14 protein-coding genes are annotated in these 13,356 nt (G+C 64.2%); 9 read left to right on the top strand and 5 right to left on the bottom strand.

The window, feature by feature from the left end:
- Positions 1-55: 55 nt before the first annotated feature.
- Together ACPPVR_RS02195 and ACPPVR_RS02190 are read left to right on the top strand one after the other, a co-directional pair.
- Positions 56-847, top strand: coding sequence for a Bax inhibitor-1/YccA family protein (locus ACPPVR_RS02195; protein WP_426612660.1), 792 nt, complete (start codon positions 56-58; stop codon positions 845-847).
- A gap of 226 nt (positions 848-1,073) precedes the next feature.
- On the top strand, positions 1,074-1,604 hold the full coding sequence (locus tag ACPPVR_RS02190) for an N-acetyltransferase family protein (protein WP_426612659.1): 531 nt from the start codon (positions 1,074-1,076) through the stop codon (positions 1,602-1,604).
- Between the two features lie 115 nt (positions 1,605-1,719).
- Here the strand turns inward: ACPPVR_RS02190 and ACPPVR_RS02185 are convergent, their stop codons facing one another.
- From ACPPVR_RS02185 to acnA, 3 genes are all read right to left on the bottom strand, one after another.
- Positions 1,720-2,091 carry a DUF2794 domain-containing protein gene (locus tag ACPPVR_RS02185; protein WP_426612658.1) on the bottom strand — a complete coding sequence of 124 codons (372 nt, stop codon included), beginning with the start codon at positions 2,089-2,091 and terminating at the stop codon, positions 1,720-1,722.
- 635 nt (positions 2,092-2,726) lie between these two features.
- Positions 2,727-3,503 (bottom strand): DUF1223 domain-containing protein, encoded by a 777-nt coding sequence (locus ACPPVR_RS02180; RefSeq protein WP_426616308.1) that lies wholly within the window; start codon positions 3,501-3,503, stop codon positions 2,727-2,729.
- Between the two features lie 216 nt (positions 3,504-3,719).
- Positions 3,720-6,440 (bottom strand): aconitate hydratase AcnA, encoded by a 2,721-nt coding sequence (acnA, locus tag ACPPVR_RS02175; RefSeq protein ID WP_426612657.1) that lies wholly within the window; start codon positions 6,438-6,440, stop codon positions 3,720-3,722.
- 244 nt (positions 6,441-6,684) lie between these two features.
- Between acnA and ccmA the strand changes: the two genes are divergently transcribed.
- From ccmA to ACPPVR_RS02150, 5 genes are all read left to right on the top strand, one after another.
- Positions 6,685-7,287 carry a heme ABC exporter ATP-binding protein CcmA gene (ccmA, locus tag ACPPVR_RS02170; protein WP_426612656.1) on the top strand — a complete coding sequence of 201 codons (603 nt, stop codon included), beginning with the start codon at positions 6,685-6,687 and terminating at the stop codon, positions 7,285-7,287.
- Between the two features lie 58 nt (positions 7,288-7,345).
- Positions 7,346-8,014 carry a heme exporter protein CcmB gene (gene ccmB, locus ACPPVR_RS02165; protein WP_426612655.1) on the top strand — a complete coding sequence of 223 codons (669 nt, stop codon included), beginning with the start codon at positions 7,346-7,348 and terminating at the stop codon, positions 8,012-8,014.
- A gap of 76 nt (positions 8,015-8,090) precedes the next feature.
- A complete protein-coding gene (locus ACPPVR_RS02160) occupies positions 8,091-8,822 on the top strand; it encodes a heme ABC transporter permease (RefSeq protein WP_426612654.1) in 732 nt (243 codons plus the stop codon).
- Positions 8,819-9,004: a heme exporter protein CcmD gene (gene ccmD, locus ACPPVR_RS02155; RefSeq protein WP_426612653.1), complete on the top strand. Its 186-nt coding sequence runs from the start codon at positions 8,819-8,821 to the stop codon at positions 9,002-9,004. Before ACPPVR_RS02160 ends, ccmD begins: the two co-directional genes overlap by 4 nt.
- Positions 9,001-9,594, top strand: a complete 594-nt coding sequence (locus ACPPVR_RS02150) for a DsbE family thiol:disulfide interchange protein (protein WP_426612652.1) — start codon at positions 9,001-9,003, stop codon at positions 9,592-9,594. The genes ccmD and ACPPVR_RS02150 overlap by 4 nt, the downstream gene beginning before the upstream one ends.
- Before the next feature lie 30 nt (positions 9,595-9,624).
- Here ACPPVR_RS02150 and ACPPVR_RS02145 read toward each other — a convergent pair whose 3' ends face one another.
- Both ACPPVR_RS02145 and ftsY read right to left on the bottom strand, forming a co-directional pair.
- Positions 9,625-10,227 carry a septation protein A gene (locus tag ACPPVR_RS02145; protein WP_426612651.1) on the bottom strand — a complete coding sequence of 201 codons (603 nt, stop codon included), beginning with the start codon at positions 10,225-10,227 and terminating at the stop codon, positions 9,625-9,627.
- Between the two features lie 3 nt (positions 10,228-10,230).
- The gene (gene ftsY / locus ACPPVR_RS02140; RefSeq protein WP_426612650.1) at positions 10,231-11,178 is read right to left on the bottom strand and encodes a signal recognition particle-docking protein FtsY; all 948 of its coding nucleotides are present in this window, start codon (positions 11,176-11,178) and stop codon (positions 10,231-10,233) included.
- A 60-nt stretch (positions 11,179-11,238) separates the two neighbouring features.
- On the opposite strand from ftsY, the gene ACPPVR_RS02135 reads away from it, so the two are divergent.
- Both ACPPVR_RS02135 and ACPPVR_RS02130 read left to right on the top strand, forming a co-directional pair.
- Positions 11,239-11,940 carry an RluA family pseudouridine synthase gene (locus ACPPVR_RS02135; RefSeq protein WP_426616307.1) on the top strand — a complete coding sequence of 234 codons (702 nt, stop codon included), beginning with the start codon at positions 11,239-11,241 and terminating at the stop codon, positions 11,938-11,940.
- A 246-nt stretch (positions 11,941-12,186) separates the two neighbouring features.
- Positions 12,187-13,296 (top strand): DUF2336 domain-containing protein, encoded by a 1,110-nt coding sequence (locus tag ACPPVR_RS02130; RefSeq protein WP_426612649.1) that lies wholly within the window; start codon positions 12,187-12,189, stop codon positions 13,294-13,296.
- Positions 13,297-13,356: the final 60 nt, after the last annotated feature.

Genomic DNA, 13,356 nt, shown 5'->3' with positions numbered 1-13,356 from the left:
AACCGGCGGCATGGCAACCCTCATGCCGGACCGGGCAACCAACGGGATTTCGACCATGTCGGACTCAGACCGCAATTACGCTTCTCCATTCGGCAGGGCCGCCGGGCGTGTCGACGCCGCGACGGTCGACGCCGGTCTGCGCGCTTACATGCTGCGCATCTATAATTACATGAGCATTGGCCTGGCCATCACCGGCCTGGCCGCGCTCGGTGTCTACATGGCTGCCGTGACGGATGTTCCGACCCCGGAAGCGGTCCGCGTCGGCAAGCTGTTCCTGACGCCGTTCGGCTACGCGATGTTCGTGAGCCCGCTGAAATGGCTGTTCATGCTGGCGCCGCTCGCCATGGTGTTCGTGATCTCGGCAGGCATCAACCGTCTCGCTCCCTCGACCGCCCAGATCCTGTTCTGGGTATTCGCGGCGCTGATGGGCGTCTCGCTGTCCTCGATCTTCCTGGTGTTCACGCACACCTCGATCGTTCGGGTGTTCTTCATCACCGCGGCGACCTTCGGATCGCTGAGCCTCTACGGCTACACCACCAAGCGTGACATGAGCGGGATGGGATCATTCCTGTTCATGGGCCTGATCGGCATCATCATCGCCAGCCTGGTCAACCTGTTCCTGGCGAGTTCGGTGCTGCAGTTCGTCGTGTCGGTGGTCGGCGTGCTGGTGTTCGCGGGCCTCACCGCCTGGGATACCCAGCGGCTGAAGAACGAGTACATCTACGGCTACGCCTCGGCCGGCGGTGACATCGCAGAGCGTGCGGCCATCACCGGCGCGCTGTCGCTGTACCTGAACTTCATCAACCTGTTCACGCTGCTGCTGCAGCTCCTCGGCCAGCGCGACTAAGCGATCGACCAGGCGAACGACACGAACCCCGGCCGAGAGGCCGGGGTTTTTGTTTAGGCGGGGCTGCAACCACAAACACCGTCGTTGCGAGCGCAGCGAAGCAATCCAGAGTTCCTCCGCGGGCGCATTCTGGATTGCTTCGTCGCAAGAGCTCCTCGCAATGACGGCGTATGGGGAAGCGTCGTTGCCCCTTCCAGCGGGCGCGGGAAGGCTCTAATCTTCTCCCATGTCCGCACCCGAAATCAGGCCCACTCGAGAGGCCGACCTTCCCGCCATCACCGCCATCTACCAGCAGGCCGTCCGCGAGGGCACCGCGACATTCGAGCTGGAGCCGCCTGACCTTGCCGAGATGACGCGCCGCTACCGCGCGCTGGTCGACGGCGGCTATCCCTATTTCGTCGCCATCCTCGACGGCCGCGTCGCCGGATACGCCTATGCCGGCGCATACCGGCCGCGGCCGGCGTATCGCTTCACGGTCGAGAACTCGATTTATCTCGACCCAAGCTTCCACCGCCGCGGTGTCGGCTCGTTGCTGCTGGAGCGGCTGGTCACCGAATGCGAGGCGCGCGGCTTCCGCCAGATGATCGCCGTCATCGGCGATTCCGCCAACGCCGGCTCGATCGGCGTGCACACCAAGGGCGGCTTCAAGATGATCGGCACGCATCCGCATGTCGGCCTGAAATTCGGCCGCTGGCTCGACACGGTGATGATGCAGCGGGATCTCGGCGAGGGTGCGAGCAGCATACCCACGAAATAGTTTCGTAGGGTGGGCAAGGCGAAGGGTGGGCAAGGCGAAGCGTGCTCACCACACAGCGGCGATCGGGGGCATACGGTGGGCACGGCGCGTTGCGCCTTTGCCCACCCTACGGCAGCTACACCACCGCCAGCTTCCGATCGATCACCAGCAGCACGCGCTCGAGTTCGTGGCCGCGGCGCAGGATCAGGCCGGTCGCCGAGATCACGCTGTACATGCCCTGCTTGCGCGCGAGCCGCGGATCCTTCTCGATGCGATAGATCGGCACTTCGGAGGCGCGGCGGAAGACCGAGAACACCGCGCGGTCCTTGAGGAAGTCGATGGCATAGTCGCGCCACTCGCCGTCGGCGACCATGCGGCCATAGAGATTGAGGATACGGTTCAGCTCGAGCCGGTTGAACGTCACCCGGTTCGGTTGGGCATTCGCAGCGGCGGGGCGTGCCACTGCGCGCTGCTCGCTCGGATCGGCACCCTCCGACGTCAGACTCATGGAACGCCTCCTGTCGCATCGACATGATCGCGTCCGCGAAGACCGTCCCCGGAGCCGCGGATCATCACAATTACATGATTGCGCCAACCGATCGCCACCGCAAGAGGCACTTGCAAGGGACTCGTGAAGAGCTCTGGCTCGGCTCGCCAAAACGGTTGCGAATCATGACACACGCAACGGTGGAACTTCTTAGCGGCAAACCGTCACGGGATCGTTAGCAGGAATCATAGTATCGCCTCTTTTCCGCCCAGCGACTGCCGCCCTGCATTGCGAAAAGAGTTGTGTGCGTTGACCCGGTCCTTTCGGTTCCGGATTCCTCAGCCCCCAGCCCCCCGGGGTCGCGAGGATCGGGTCTGTACGTACAACAAGGAGGGCCAACGCAAGTTGGTCCTTTTTGGTTTGTGTCGGGATGTGGCTGCCCCGACAAGCTCTCTCCACCTGCACGAAAACTCTCTCCCCTCATCCTGAGGAGCCGCGCTCTTCGCGCGGCGTCTGGAAGGATCGAGGCCCGAGATGCATCAGCCAGGCCTGCGCGGTTCGCGGCGATGCGAAGCATCGTCCGCTAGACGCGCGCAAGAGCGCGCTCCTCACCATGAGGGTCGAGAGCGAGTGCGAGGTTTAGAGAGAGTATCGAATCAGTGCAGCGACGTGTACGCCGCGCCGAGCATCGGGCCCGGTTTCTCGCGACTGCCGTCCTGGACATAGACCACCGCGCCGTCGACACCGTCGCGCGTGAGGTTCTCGATCGGCACGGTCCAGCTTTCCGAATGCCCGCTCCAGTCTCCGACCTTGAGCAAATTGCGCACGACGTTGTGATAGGTGAGCTGTTGGCCGCGATTTTCGCCGCGGCTGATTTCGATCGGCACCGTCTTTGCGATCGAGCAGATCCAGACCTCGCCATGCGAGACCGCCGGCTCCTTGCTGGCGGCCACCGACACGGTGATCTGCTTGCCTGTGAGCGACATCGTCACCGGCACGCTCATCACGCCGGCGCCCTTGTCGGTCTTGCCGATCGCGCTTTCGATGCCGGCACGGTCGCTCCCGATGACATGCGCGGAGCCGTTGACCACGACCTGCGGCGTGTAGACCTCGCGGTCGCCGCGCATCCGTGAATAGGCGCGCTGCCGCGCCGAGAAGCGCGAATCCGCCAGCGTGTCCTTCCAGCCGAGATAGTCCCAATAGTCGATCGGCATGCTCAGCGCGATGACCGAGGGATCGTTGGCGAGATCACCGATGACCTTATCGGCGGGCGGGCAGGACGAGCAGCCCTGCGAGGTGAAGAGTTCGACCACGGCGCGTGGATCGGCCTCTGCAGGACGAATGACGGCGACGATCGCACAGATGCCGAGTGCTCCCGACCAGAGTGCCCCGGACCACCGCGAAACCAAATGAGAAGCCATCATTCCAGTCATATCGAACGTCACATCCCGTACTCGTGGAGGAATATCCTATCGCCTGATGGTCACCGTAGTCTTACGGGCACGGCACATTCAACCATCCGATACGAGGTTTCCGCCGGGCGGGCCCATCCGAAGCATGCCTTAACGCACGAAGGCGGCCTTGTGATAGGCCGCCTTCGTTTAACCTTCTACTCACTTACCAGTGAGCCACCGTTCACAAATCCGCGCTTAGGCCGCGAGCTTGCGCAGCACGTAGTGCAGAATGCCGCCGTTACGGTAGTACTCGAGCTCGTCCAGCGTATCGATGCGGCAGAGCAGCGAAATGCGCTGCAAGGAGCCGTCGCCGGAAACGATCTCCGCGGTCAGCTTCTGACGTGGCTTCAGATCGCCCACGAGGCCGCGCAACGTGACCTTCTCGTCGCCCTTCAGACCGAGCGACGACCAGGAGGTGCCCTCTTCGAAGGTCAGCGGCAGCACGCCCATGCCGACCAGGTTGGAGCGATGGATGCGCTCGAAGCTCTGGCAGATCACGGCGCGCACACCGAGCAGGCGGGTGCCCTTGGCAGCCCAGTCGCGCGAGGAGCCATTGCCGTATTCGGCGCCGGCAAACACCACCAGCGGCACTTGCTCCTGCTGGTACTTCATCGCGGCGTCGTAGATCGACATCTGCTCGCCGTCGGGCCAGTGCTTGGTGAGACCGCCTTCCGGGATATTGCCGTCGGCGCCCTTGAGCATGAAGTTCTTGATGCGGATGTTGGCGAAGGTGCCGCGCATCATGACTTCATGGTTGCCGCGACGCGTGCCGTACTGGTTGAAGTCCGCGGGACGCACCTGGTGCTCGCTGAGATACTTGCCCGCGGGCGAGGTGAGCTTGATCGAGCCGGCCGGCGAGATGTGGTCCGTGGTGATCTTGTCGCCGAACATGGCGAGGATGCGCGCCTCGACGATATCGGTGACCGGCTCCGGCTCCTTCTTCATGCCGTCGAAATAGGGCGGGTTCTGCACATAGGTCGAGCTCATGTTCCAGCGATAGGTCTCGCTCTCGACCGTCTTGATCTTGCGCCAGTTGGTGTCGCCCTTGAACACGTCGGCATACTTCTTCTTGAAGATCGCCGCGGTCACGAACTTCTTCATGAAGGCGTTGATCTCCTTCGTCGTCGGCCAGATGTCCTTGAGGTACACCGGCTTGCCGTCCTTGCCTTCACCAAGCGGCTCGACTGCGAGATTCTTCGTGACGCTGCCGGCAAGCGCATGCGCGACGACCAGCGGCGGCGAGGCGAGGTAGTTCGCCTGCACGTCCGGTGAGACACGACCTTCGAAGTTGCGGTTGCCCGAGAGCACGGCGGCCGCAACGATGCCGTTGTCGTTGATCGACTTCGAAATCTCCTCCGGCAACGGACCGGAATTGCCGATGCAGGTGGTGCAGCCGAAGCCGACGAGGTTGAAGCCGACCTTGTCGAGATCGGTCTGGAGACCGGAATCGGCGAGATAGGCCGCGACCACCTGGCTACCCGGAGCAAGCGAGGTCTTCACCCACGGCTTTGCCTTGAGGCCCTTCGCGGCGGCGTTGCGCGCGAGCAAACCGGCGCCGATCAAGACGCTCGGATTCGAAGTGTTGGTGCAGGAGGTGATGGCGGCGATCACGACGTCGCCGTGGCCGAGGTCGAAGTTCTTGCCGTCGACGGCGAAGCGCTTATTGGGCTCATCGGCCTTCTTGTATTCGGTGCCCAGCGCGAGCGAGAAGCCTTCGGCCACCGACGGCAGCGCGATGCGGCCTTCGGGGCGCTTCGGACCGGCCATCGAGGGCACGACGTCGGCGAGGTCGAGCGTCAGCGTTTCTGTGAACACCGGGTCCGCCGACTTGGCGGTGCGGAACAGGCCCTGTGCCTTGGCATAGGCCTGCACCAGCGCGACGCGCGGCGCCGCACGGCCGGAGGTCTTCAGATAATCGATCGTAGCGGCGTCGACCGGGAAGAAGCCGCAGGTCGCGCCATATTCCGGCGCCATGTTGGCGATGGTCGCCTTGTCGGCGACGGAGAGATGGTCGAGGCCGGGACCGAAGAACTCGACGAACTTGCCGACCACGCCGAGCTTGCGCAGCATCTGCGTCACGGTCAGCACGAGGTCGGTGGCGGTGACGCCTTCCTTCATCGCGCCCTTCAGCTTGAAGCCGACGACGGTAGGCAGCAGCATCGACAGCGGTTGACCGAGCATGCAGGCTTCTGCCTCGATGCCGCCGACACCCCAGCCGAGCACGGCGAGACCGTTGACCATGGTGGTGTGGGAGTCGGTGCCGACGAGCGAGTCGGGATAGGCGACCTCGAAGGTGCCGGTCTTCTTGCCGACCGTCATCTTCTCCTTCTTGGTCCAGACCGTCTGGGAGAGATATTCGAGATTGACCTGGTGGCAGATGCCGGTGCCGGGCGGCACCACGGAGAAGTTCGAAAACGCCTTCTGGCCCCACTTCAGGAACTCGTAGCGTTCCTGGTTCTGCTTGTATTCCTCGGTGACGTTCTTGCCGAAGGCCTTGTTGTCGCCGAAGAAGTTCACGATCACGGAGTGGTCGATGACGAGATCGACGGGGACCAGCGGGTTGATCTTCTCGGCGTCACCACCGAGCTTCTGCATGGCGTTGCGCATCGCGGCGAGGTCGACCACCGCGGGAACGCCGGTGAAGTCCTGCATCAGCACGCGGGCGGGGCGGAAGGCGATCTCATGCTCCAGCGACTTCTTGCGCAGCCACTTCGACACCGCGACGATGTCTTCCTTCTTGACCGTACGGCCGTCCTCGTTGCGGAGGAGGTTTTCGAGCAGGACCTTCATCGAATAGGGGAGTTTCGAAATTCCCTTCAGACCATTCTTCTCGGCCGTGGGCAGGCTGTAATAGACATAGGTCTTGGCGCCGACCTTGAGGGTCTTTTTGCATTTGAAGCTGTCGAGCGAGGTCATGAAAGGAAATCCCAATTGTTAGTTATACCCGGCAAGGGGTATTTTAACACCGTCAGCGAATCCGGCTGGGTCGCTTGCAGGGGCAGGTTGAGTTGCTGCATCAAGTAGTTCCGGGCTTATAGAAGCTTTCTAACCGCGCCGCCACAGCCACAATCGTACCGCAGCAATTTGCGAGCCAAAAATTCTGATGCGCTACCCCCAGATTTCCTGAGGCCCGGCTTTGAGCGGGTCGATACGAGGCAAGATGCAGCTCTCTGGTCGCGGGGTCACCTGCGTGCGCGGCGGCCGCGAGGTGTTCGCCGGGCTCGATTTCGCGGCCATTTCCGGCGAGGCGGTGGCCGTCGTCGGCCGCAACGGATCGGGCAAGACGTCGCTGCTGCGGCTGATCGCGGGCCTGCTCATTCCGGCTGACGGCACAATCGCGCTGGATGGGGGCGATGCCGAGCTGACGCTGCCCGAACAGTGCCACTATCTCGGCCATCGCGATGCCCTCAAGCCTGCGCTGAGCGTGGCGGAAAATTTATCATTCTGGGCTGATTTCCTGGGCGGCGCGCGGTTTGACGCGGCCGAAAGCCTCACTGCCGTCGGCCTCGACCATGCCGCCGATCTGCCCGCCGCCTTCCTGTCCGCGGGCCAGCGCCGCCGGCTCTCGCTGGCCCGGCTGCTGACCGTTCGCCGCCCGGTCTGGCTGCTGGACGAGCCGACCACGGCACTGGATGCGGCCGGCCAGGACATGTTCGGCGGCCTGATGCGGGACCACCTCGCAAGTGGCGGCCTGATCATCGCCGCAACCCACGCGCCGCTGGGGATCGAGGCGCGGGAGCTGCGGATCGGGGGGATGGCATGATTCCGATGGACCCTCAGCTTTTTTCGGGCGTGCCGCCCTTTCAAGCGGGAGGCACCGCATGACCGCCCTCTCCGCGCTCATCCGCCGGGACATCCGAATCGCGCTCCGCGTCGGCGGCGGGGCACTCATTGGGGTGCTGTTTTTCCTGACCGTGGTGGTGCTGATGCCGTTTGCGGTCGGCCCGGACCTGGCGCTTCTGTCGCGGCTCGGACCGGCGATCCTGTGGCTGGGCGCGCTGCTGGCGAGCCTGCTCACGCTGGACCGGCTGTTCATGGCCGACCACGAGGATGGCTCGCTCGACCTGATCACGATGAGCCGGACACCGCTGGAACTGGCCTGCGCCTCAAAAGCGCTGGCGCATTGGCTGGCGGCCGGCCTGCCGCTGATTGTCGCAACCCCCGTGCTCGGCCTGCTGCTCAACCTCGACATGGTCGCAACCGGCGCGGTGGCGCTGACGCTGCTCGCGGGCACCCCGGCCCTGACGTTTACCGGCATGATCGGCGCTGCGCTGGCGGTGACACTGCATCGCGGCGGGCTGTTGATGGCGGTGCTGGTGCTGCCGCTGTCGATCCCGGTGCTGATCTTCGGGGTTGCGGCCTCGCAGGCCGCGATCACCGGGCCATTGTCATTCGGCGCGCCGTTCTCGATCCTCTGCGCGCTGTCGCTGATCAGCCTGGTGATCGGCCCTTTCGCGGCGGCGGCGAGCCTGAAGCATGGACTGGACTGACCTTGACCCCGATCAACTTTCGCTGCGTGCTTTCATGCTGATTGCGTGAGCGCTGAGCTGTGATTATCAGGATACCATGACGCTGATCGACCTCGCCAACCCCTCGCGGTTCCTCGCGCTCACAGCGCGGATCCTGCCGTGGCTTGCGGCTGCGACCGTCATCCTGCTCGCCATCGGCCTTTATCAATCCGCGTACGCGCCGGACGATTATCAGCAGGGCGCGACCGTGAAGATCATGTTCATCCACGTGCCCAATGCCTGGTTGTCGATGTTCGTGTGGGGCGTGATGAGCATCGCCTCATTGGGCACGCTGGTGTGGCGGCATCCGCTCGCCGACGTCGCCGCCAAATCGGCCGCCCCGATCGGCGCGGCCTTCACCTTCCTCGCGCTGCTCACGGGATCGCTGTGGGGCCGGCCGATGTGGGGCACCTATTGGGAATGGGACGCGCGGCTGACCTCGGTGCTGATTCTCTTTCTGATGTATCTCGGCCTGATGGCGCTGTGGCGCGCGGTCGAGGATCCCTCGCGCGCGGCACGCGCCGCTGCCGTGCTGACGCTGGTCGGTGCGATCAATCTGCCCATCATCAAATTCTCGGTCGACTGGTGGAACACGCTGCACCAGCCAGCCTCGGTGATGCGCATGGGCGGCTCGACGCTCGACAAGTCCTTCCTCATTCCACTTCTTGTGATGGCGGTCGCGTTCACGCTGCTGTTCGTCACGCTGCATCTGGCGGCAATGCGCAACGAGATTTTGCGCCGCCGTATCCGCTCCTTGCAGATGATGCAGGCGAGCCAGAAGGCCGCATGACCATGTCGCTAGGCCCCTACGCGTCCTTCATCGTGACCTCCTATGCCGCCGCGGCCATCGTGGTCGCGATCCTGATCGGCTGGGTCGTGCTCGACTATCGCAACCAGACCCGGCGCCTGCGCGAGCTCGATCGCAGCGGCATCACCCGCCGCTCGGGCCGCAGCGCGACGGATACACCATGAGCGATCAATCGACCTCGGCGACGACGACGCGCCGCACCTTCCTGATGGTGCTGCCGCTGATCGTCTTCATTGGCCTTGCGCTGCTGTTCTGGTTCAGGCTCGGCAGCGGCGATCCCTCGCGGATTCCCTCCGCGCTGATCGGCCGGCCGGCACCGCTGACCACCTTGCCGCCGCTGGAAGGATTGCAGACTGACAACGCGCAAATCCCTGGGCTCGATCCCGCCGCGTTCAAGGGCAAGGTCAGCCTGGTCAATGTCTGGGCGTCATGGTGCGTGCCGTGCCATGACGAGGCGCCGCTCTTGACCGAGCTTGCCAAAGACAAGCGCTTCCAGATCGTCGGCATCAACTACAAGGACGCGCCCGACAATGCGCGGCGCTTCCTCGGCCGCTATGGCAATCCGTTCGGCCGCGTCGGCACCGACGCGAACGGCCGTGCCTCGATCGAATGGGGTGTCTATGGCGTGCCGGAGACCTTCGTCGTAGGCCGCGAAGGTACCATCGTCTATAAGCTGGTCGGGCCGATCACGCCGGACAATTTGCGCAACGTGCTGCTGCCGGAGATGGAGAAGGCGTTGAAGGCGGGGAGCTAGCCACGATCGTCATCGCGATCTGAGAGAGCGCTACCCCTTCCGCACATCCCCCGCCTCGGCCTCGCTGGTCTCCAGCGACGCCGGTTCAACACCGTAGCGCTTGGTCAGCGGCATCTGGGCAATAGCAAAGATCATGGTCAGCGGCGTCACGCCGAACACCTTGAAGTTCACCCAGAAATCCGTGCTTTGGGTGCGCCAGACGATCTCGTTCAAAACCGCCATGCCGGCGAAGAACAGCGCCCAGCGAAGCGTGAGGATGCGCCAGCCCTGCGGGGTCAAATTGAACATCTGGTCGAACATCACGGCGATGAAAGAGCGGCCGAACAACAGGCCGCCGCCGAGGATGGCGGCGAACAGGCCGTAAATGATGGTCGGCTTGACCTTGATGAAGGTCTCGTCGTGCAGCACCAGCGTCAGCGTGCCGAACACCAGCACGATCACGCCGGTCACGATGGCCATGATCGGGATGTGGCGCGTCACCACATAGGAGGCGATCATTGCCGCGACGATCGCGACCATGAAGGCGCCGGTTGCGGCGAACAAATTGAACTTCGCATTCACGAAGAAGAAGACGAGCAGCGGACCGAGCTCGGTCGCAAGCTTGAACAACGGATGCGGCTGGGTCTTGTCCATTCTCTAGCTTTCGATTCCGGCAATGGCGCGAGCGAAATCGCGCGCGGTGAACGGCGCGAGATCATCGACGCCTTCGCCGACGCCGATGAAATGCACCGGCAGTTTGAATTTCTCGGCGAGCGCCACCAAAATGCCGCCGCGCGCGGTGCCGTCTAGCTTGGTCATCACGAGGCCGGTGACGCCTGCGGTGCGCTGAAAGGCCTCGACCTGCGACAACGCATTCTGGCCGACCGTGGCGTCGAGCACGAGTAACACTGCGTGTGGCGCGGTGGCGTCCACCTTTCGGATGACGCGCACGACCTTCTCGAGCTCGTTCATCAGCTCGGCCTTGTTCTGCAAGCGCCCGGCGGTGTCGATCAGGAGCACGTCGATGGCCTGTTCCTTCGCCGCGGTCAGAGCGTTGAAAGCGAGGCTTGCCGAGTCCGAGCCCTGCGGGGCCGCAATGACCGGCGTTTTCGTCCGCTCACCCCAGACCTTCAGCTGCTCGATGGCTGCTGCGCGAAACGTGTCACCGGCGGCCAGCATCACCTTGCGGCCTTCGGAGGCGAACTTTTGCGAGAGTTTTCCGATGGTGGTGGTCTTGCCGGAGCCGTTGACGCCGACCACGAGAATGACGAACGGCTTTTTTGCCGCATCGATCTCGAGCGGCTTGGCGACCGGTCCCAACACCTTCTCGACTTCGGCTGCGACGACGTCCTTGACCTCGTCCGCGGAGATCGCCTTGTCATAGCGCCCCGTGCCGACGGCGTCCGCAATCCGCACCGCGACCTGCGTGCCGAGGTCGGCGCGCAGCAGCACGTCCTCGATATCGTCGAGCATGGCGCGGTCGAGCTTGCGCTTGGTGACGAGGTCGGCGACCGCGGTCCCGAGCGAGGACGAGGTGCGCTTCAGCCCGTCGGACAGGCGGCGCCACCAGCTCAGCTTGGGGGTCTCGGAGGTGGTATCGTTCATGGTGGCGGTGTGTTAGCCGTTCCGGCAAACAAACGAAAGTCTTGAACGAAAGTCTTGCAATTGCTCGATGTTCCCGAATTGACCGCGGATGAAATCTTAGGCCGCGTGCTCCATCGCGACGGGCTGATGCTGGTCATCGACAAGCCGGCCGGCCTGCCGGTGCATCGTGGCCCCAAGGGCGGCGCCAATCTGGAGGCCTCGTTCGACGCGCTGCGTTTCGGCCTGCCGCGGCCGCCGGTGCTGGCCCACCGGCTGGACAAGGACACCTCCGGTTGCCTCGTGCTCGGACGCCATCGGAAAGCGACAGCCTCGCTCGGCCTCCTGTTCAAGCATGGCAAGATCGGCAAGACCTACTGGACCCTGGTCGAGGGCGGCCCCAGCGAGGACGAAGGCACGATCGATATGCCGCTCGGCCGGCTCAATGCCGAGCGCGGCTGGTGGCAGAAGCCCGATCCTGAGGGCCAGAAGGCTGTCACCAACTGGAAAGTGATGGGCCGGGGCGGTGGTCTGACCTGGCTCGCCATGGAACCGGTGACCGGCCGCACCCATCAACTGCGGGTGCATTCGGCTTCGACCGGATGGCCGATCTTCGGTGATAACATTTACGGCAACGGCCCGCGCTTCGGCGAGCCGCGGCTGCACCTGCACTCCCGCGAGATCGTGGTGCCGATCTCCCGAAATAAGGAGCCGGTCCGCGTGGTCGCGCCGGCCCCGCCCCATATGCATGAGCGGCTCAGGGCCTGCGGCTGGAATGGGGAATAGCCCAACTGCTCGCCCTTCATGGTGAGGAGGCGCGTCGGCGCCGTCTCCGGACGATGCTTTGCATCGCCGGGCGAACCATGAAGGCCCGGGATCTCGCCCGCGGCCATCCTTCGAGACGCCCGCTTGGCGGGCTCTCAGGATGAGGAGAAGTGCTCGATGGTTTACGAAACGTTCAGTGCTCGTCTCTAATGATAGCGGCTGCTTAGAACAAGCTTCCGTAATCCCGCTCAGGACGAGCAACGCGTCATGTCCAAGGCCGAGCTATCGATCATCGACGAGGTCGAATCCGCAATACGGATCGGCACCGCGGAAAAAGGCCTGGAAACCGCCCGGCGCGTCACCGACCTGTTCCTGTCCTCCGCCGGACGCTTCAACGACGACCAGATCGCGCTGTTCGACGATGTGCTCGAACGCCTGATCGGCACCATCGAGCTGCGCGCCATCGCCGACATGGGCGCGCGCGTGGCGCTGGCCGAGATCAGCGCGCAGCTTGCGCCGATCGCGCAGGCACCGCCGTCCGTGATTCGCCGCCTCGCCAACAATGACGAGATCCGCATCGCCCGTCCCGTGCTCCAGGAATCTGCGCGCCTCGACGATGGCGAGCTGGTGAAGATCGCGGCGTCCAAGAGCGAGTCGCATCTGCTTGCGGTCGCCGGCCGCTGGTGGCTGAAGGAGATCGTCACCGACGCGCTGCTGGCGCGCCGCTATCCGAGCGTGAGCCGGCGGCTCGCCGCCAATCCCGGCGCGCGCGTTTCCGGAGGCGGTTTTGTCGTCATCGTCGGCCAGGCCGAGTCCGATCCCGAGCTCGCCGTCAGTGTCGGCGTCCGCGTCGATTTGCCCTCGGAGCTGCGCCGCGAATTGCTGCGCTCGGCGACGGATGTCGTGCGCACGCGCCTGTTGTCCCGCGCGTCGCCCGATCTGTTCGATGAAATCCAGAGCGCAATCGCCGCCGTCACCGTCGGCGTCGAACGCGAGATGTCGGGTGTCCGCGACTTCGAAGGCGCCAAGCGCGCGATTGCAAATCTCAAGGCGTCCGGCCAGCTCAATGAAGCGACGTTGTTTGGTTTCGCCAGGCAGCGGCGTTATGAAGAAGCCGTAGCCGCCTTGGCAGCACTGTCCGGATCGACCATCGAAGTCATTCGCCCGCTGATGCAGAGCTTGCGGGAAGACGGCCTGCTCGTGCCATGCAAGGCCGCGCAGCTCAGCTGGGAAACAACGGCCGCCGTGCTCGAAAGCCGCTTCGCCACGGGTGCGATGAAGCCGGCGGATCTTGCCAGGGCGCAAGGCCATTTCGCCCGCATGACGCCGGAGAATGCACTGCGAACGCTACGATTCTGGCAAGTCAGGGCGTCGTAGGCGGCGCTTTCGGGGCACCCCGCATCCTCACTCTCCGCGTCGTCCCGGCGAAGGGGATGC

The sequence above is a fragment of the Bradyrhizobium sp. McL0616 genome (genome assembly GCF_049993385.1).
Taxonomy (GTDB): Bacteria; Pseudomonadota; Alphaproteobacteria; order Rhizobiales; family Xanthobacteraceae; genus Bradyrhizobium.
Note: the sequence above shows the minus strand (reverse complement) of the source record. Positions and strands in the feature narration are given on the sequence as shown.

Bases quoted from the DNA above. Each gene is read 5' to 3' on its own strand.
- ACPPVR_RS02195 (WP_426612660.1), top strand. From the start codon at position 56: ATGTCGGACTCAGACCGCAATTACGCTTCTCCATTCGGCAGGGCCGCC.
- ACPPVR_RS02190 (WP_426612659.1), top strand. From the start codon at position 1,074: ATGTCCGCACCCGAAATCAGGCCCACTCGAGAGGCCGACCTTCCCGCC.
- ACPPVR_RS02185 (WP_426612658.1), bottom strand. From the start codon at position 2,091: ATGAGTCTGACGTCGGAGGGTGCCGATCCGAGCGAGCAGCGCGCAGTG.
- ACPPVR_RS02180 (WP_426616308.1), bottom strand. From the start codon at position 3,503: ATGACTGGAATGATGGCTTCTCATTTGGTTTCGCGGTGGTCCGGGGCA.
- acnA (WP_426612657.1), bottom strand. From the start codon at position 6,440: ATGACCTCGCTCGACAGCTTCAAATGCAAAAAGACCCTCAAGGTCGGC.
- ccmA (WP_426612656.1), top strand. From the start codon at position 6,685: ATGCAGCTCTCTGGTCGCGGGGTCACCTGCGTGCGCGGCGGCCGCGAG.
- ccmB (WP_426612655.1), top strand. From the start codon at position 7,346: ATGACCGCCCTCTCCGCGCTCATCCGCCGGGACATCCGAATCGCGCTC.
- ACPPVR_RS02160 (WP_426612654.1), top strand. From the start codon at position 8,091: ATGACGCTGATCGACCTCGCCAACCCCTCGCGGTTCCTCGCGCTCACA.
- ccmD (WP_426612653.1), top strand. From the start codon at position 8,819: ATGACCATGTCGCTAGGCCCCTACGCGTCCTTCATCGTGACCTCCTAT.
- ACPPVR_RS02150 (WP_426612652.1), top strand. From the start codon at position 9,001: ATGAGCGATCAATCGACCTCGGCGACGACGACGCGCCGCACCTTCCTG.
- ACPPVR_RS02145 (WP_426612651.1), bottom strand. From the start codon at position 10,227: ATGGACAAGACCCAGCCGCATCCGTTGTTCAAGCTTGCGACCGAGCTC.
- ftsY (WP_426612650.1), bottom strand. From the start codon at position 11,178: ATGAACGATACCACCTCCGAGACCCCCAAGCTGAGCTGGTGGCGCCGC.
- ACPPVR_RS02130 (WP_426612649.1), top strand. From the start codon at position 12,187: ATGTCCAAGGCCGAGCTATCGATCATCGACGAGGTCGAATCCGCAATA.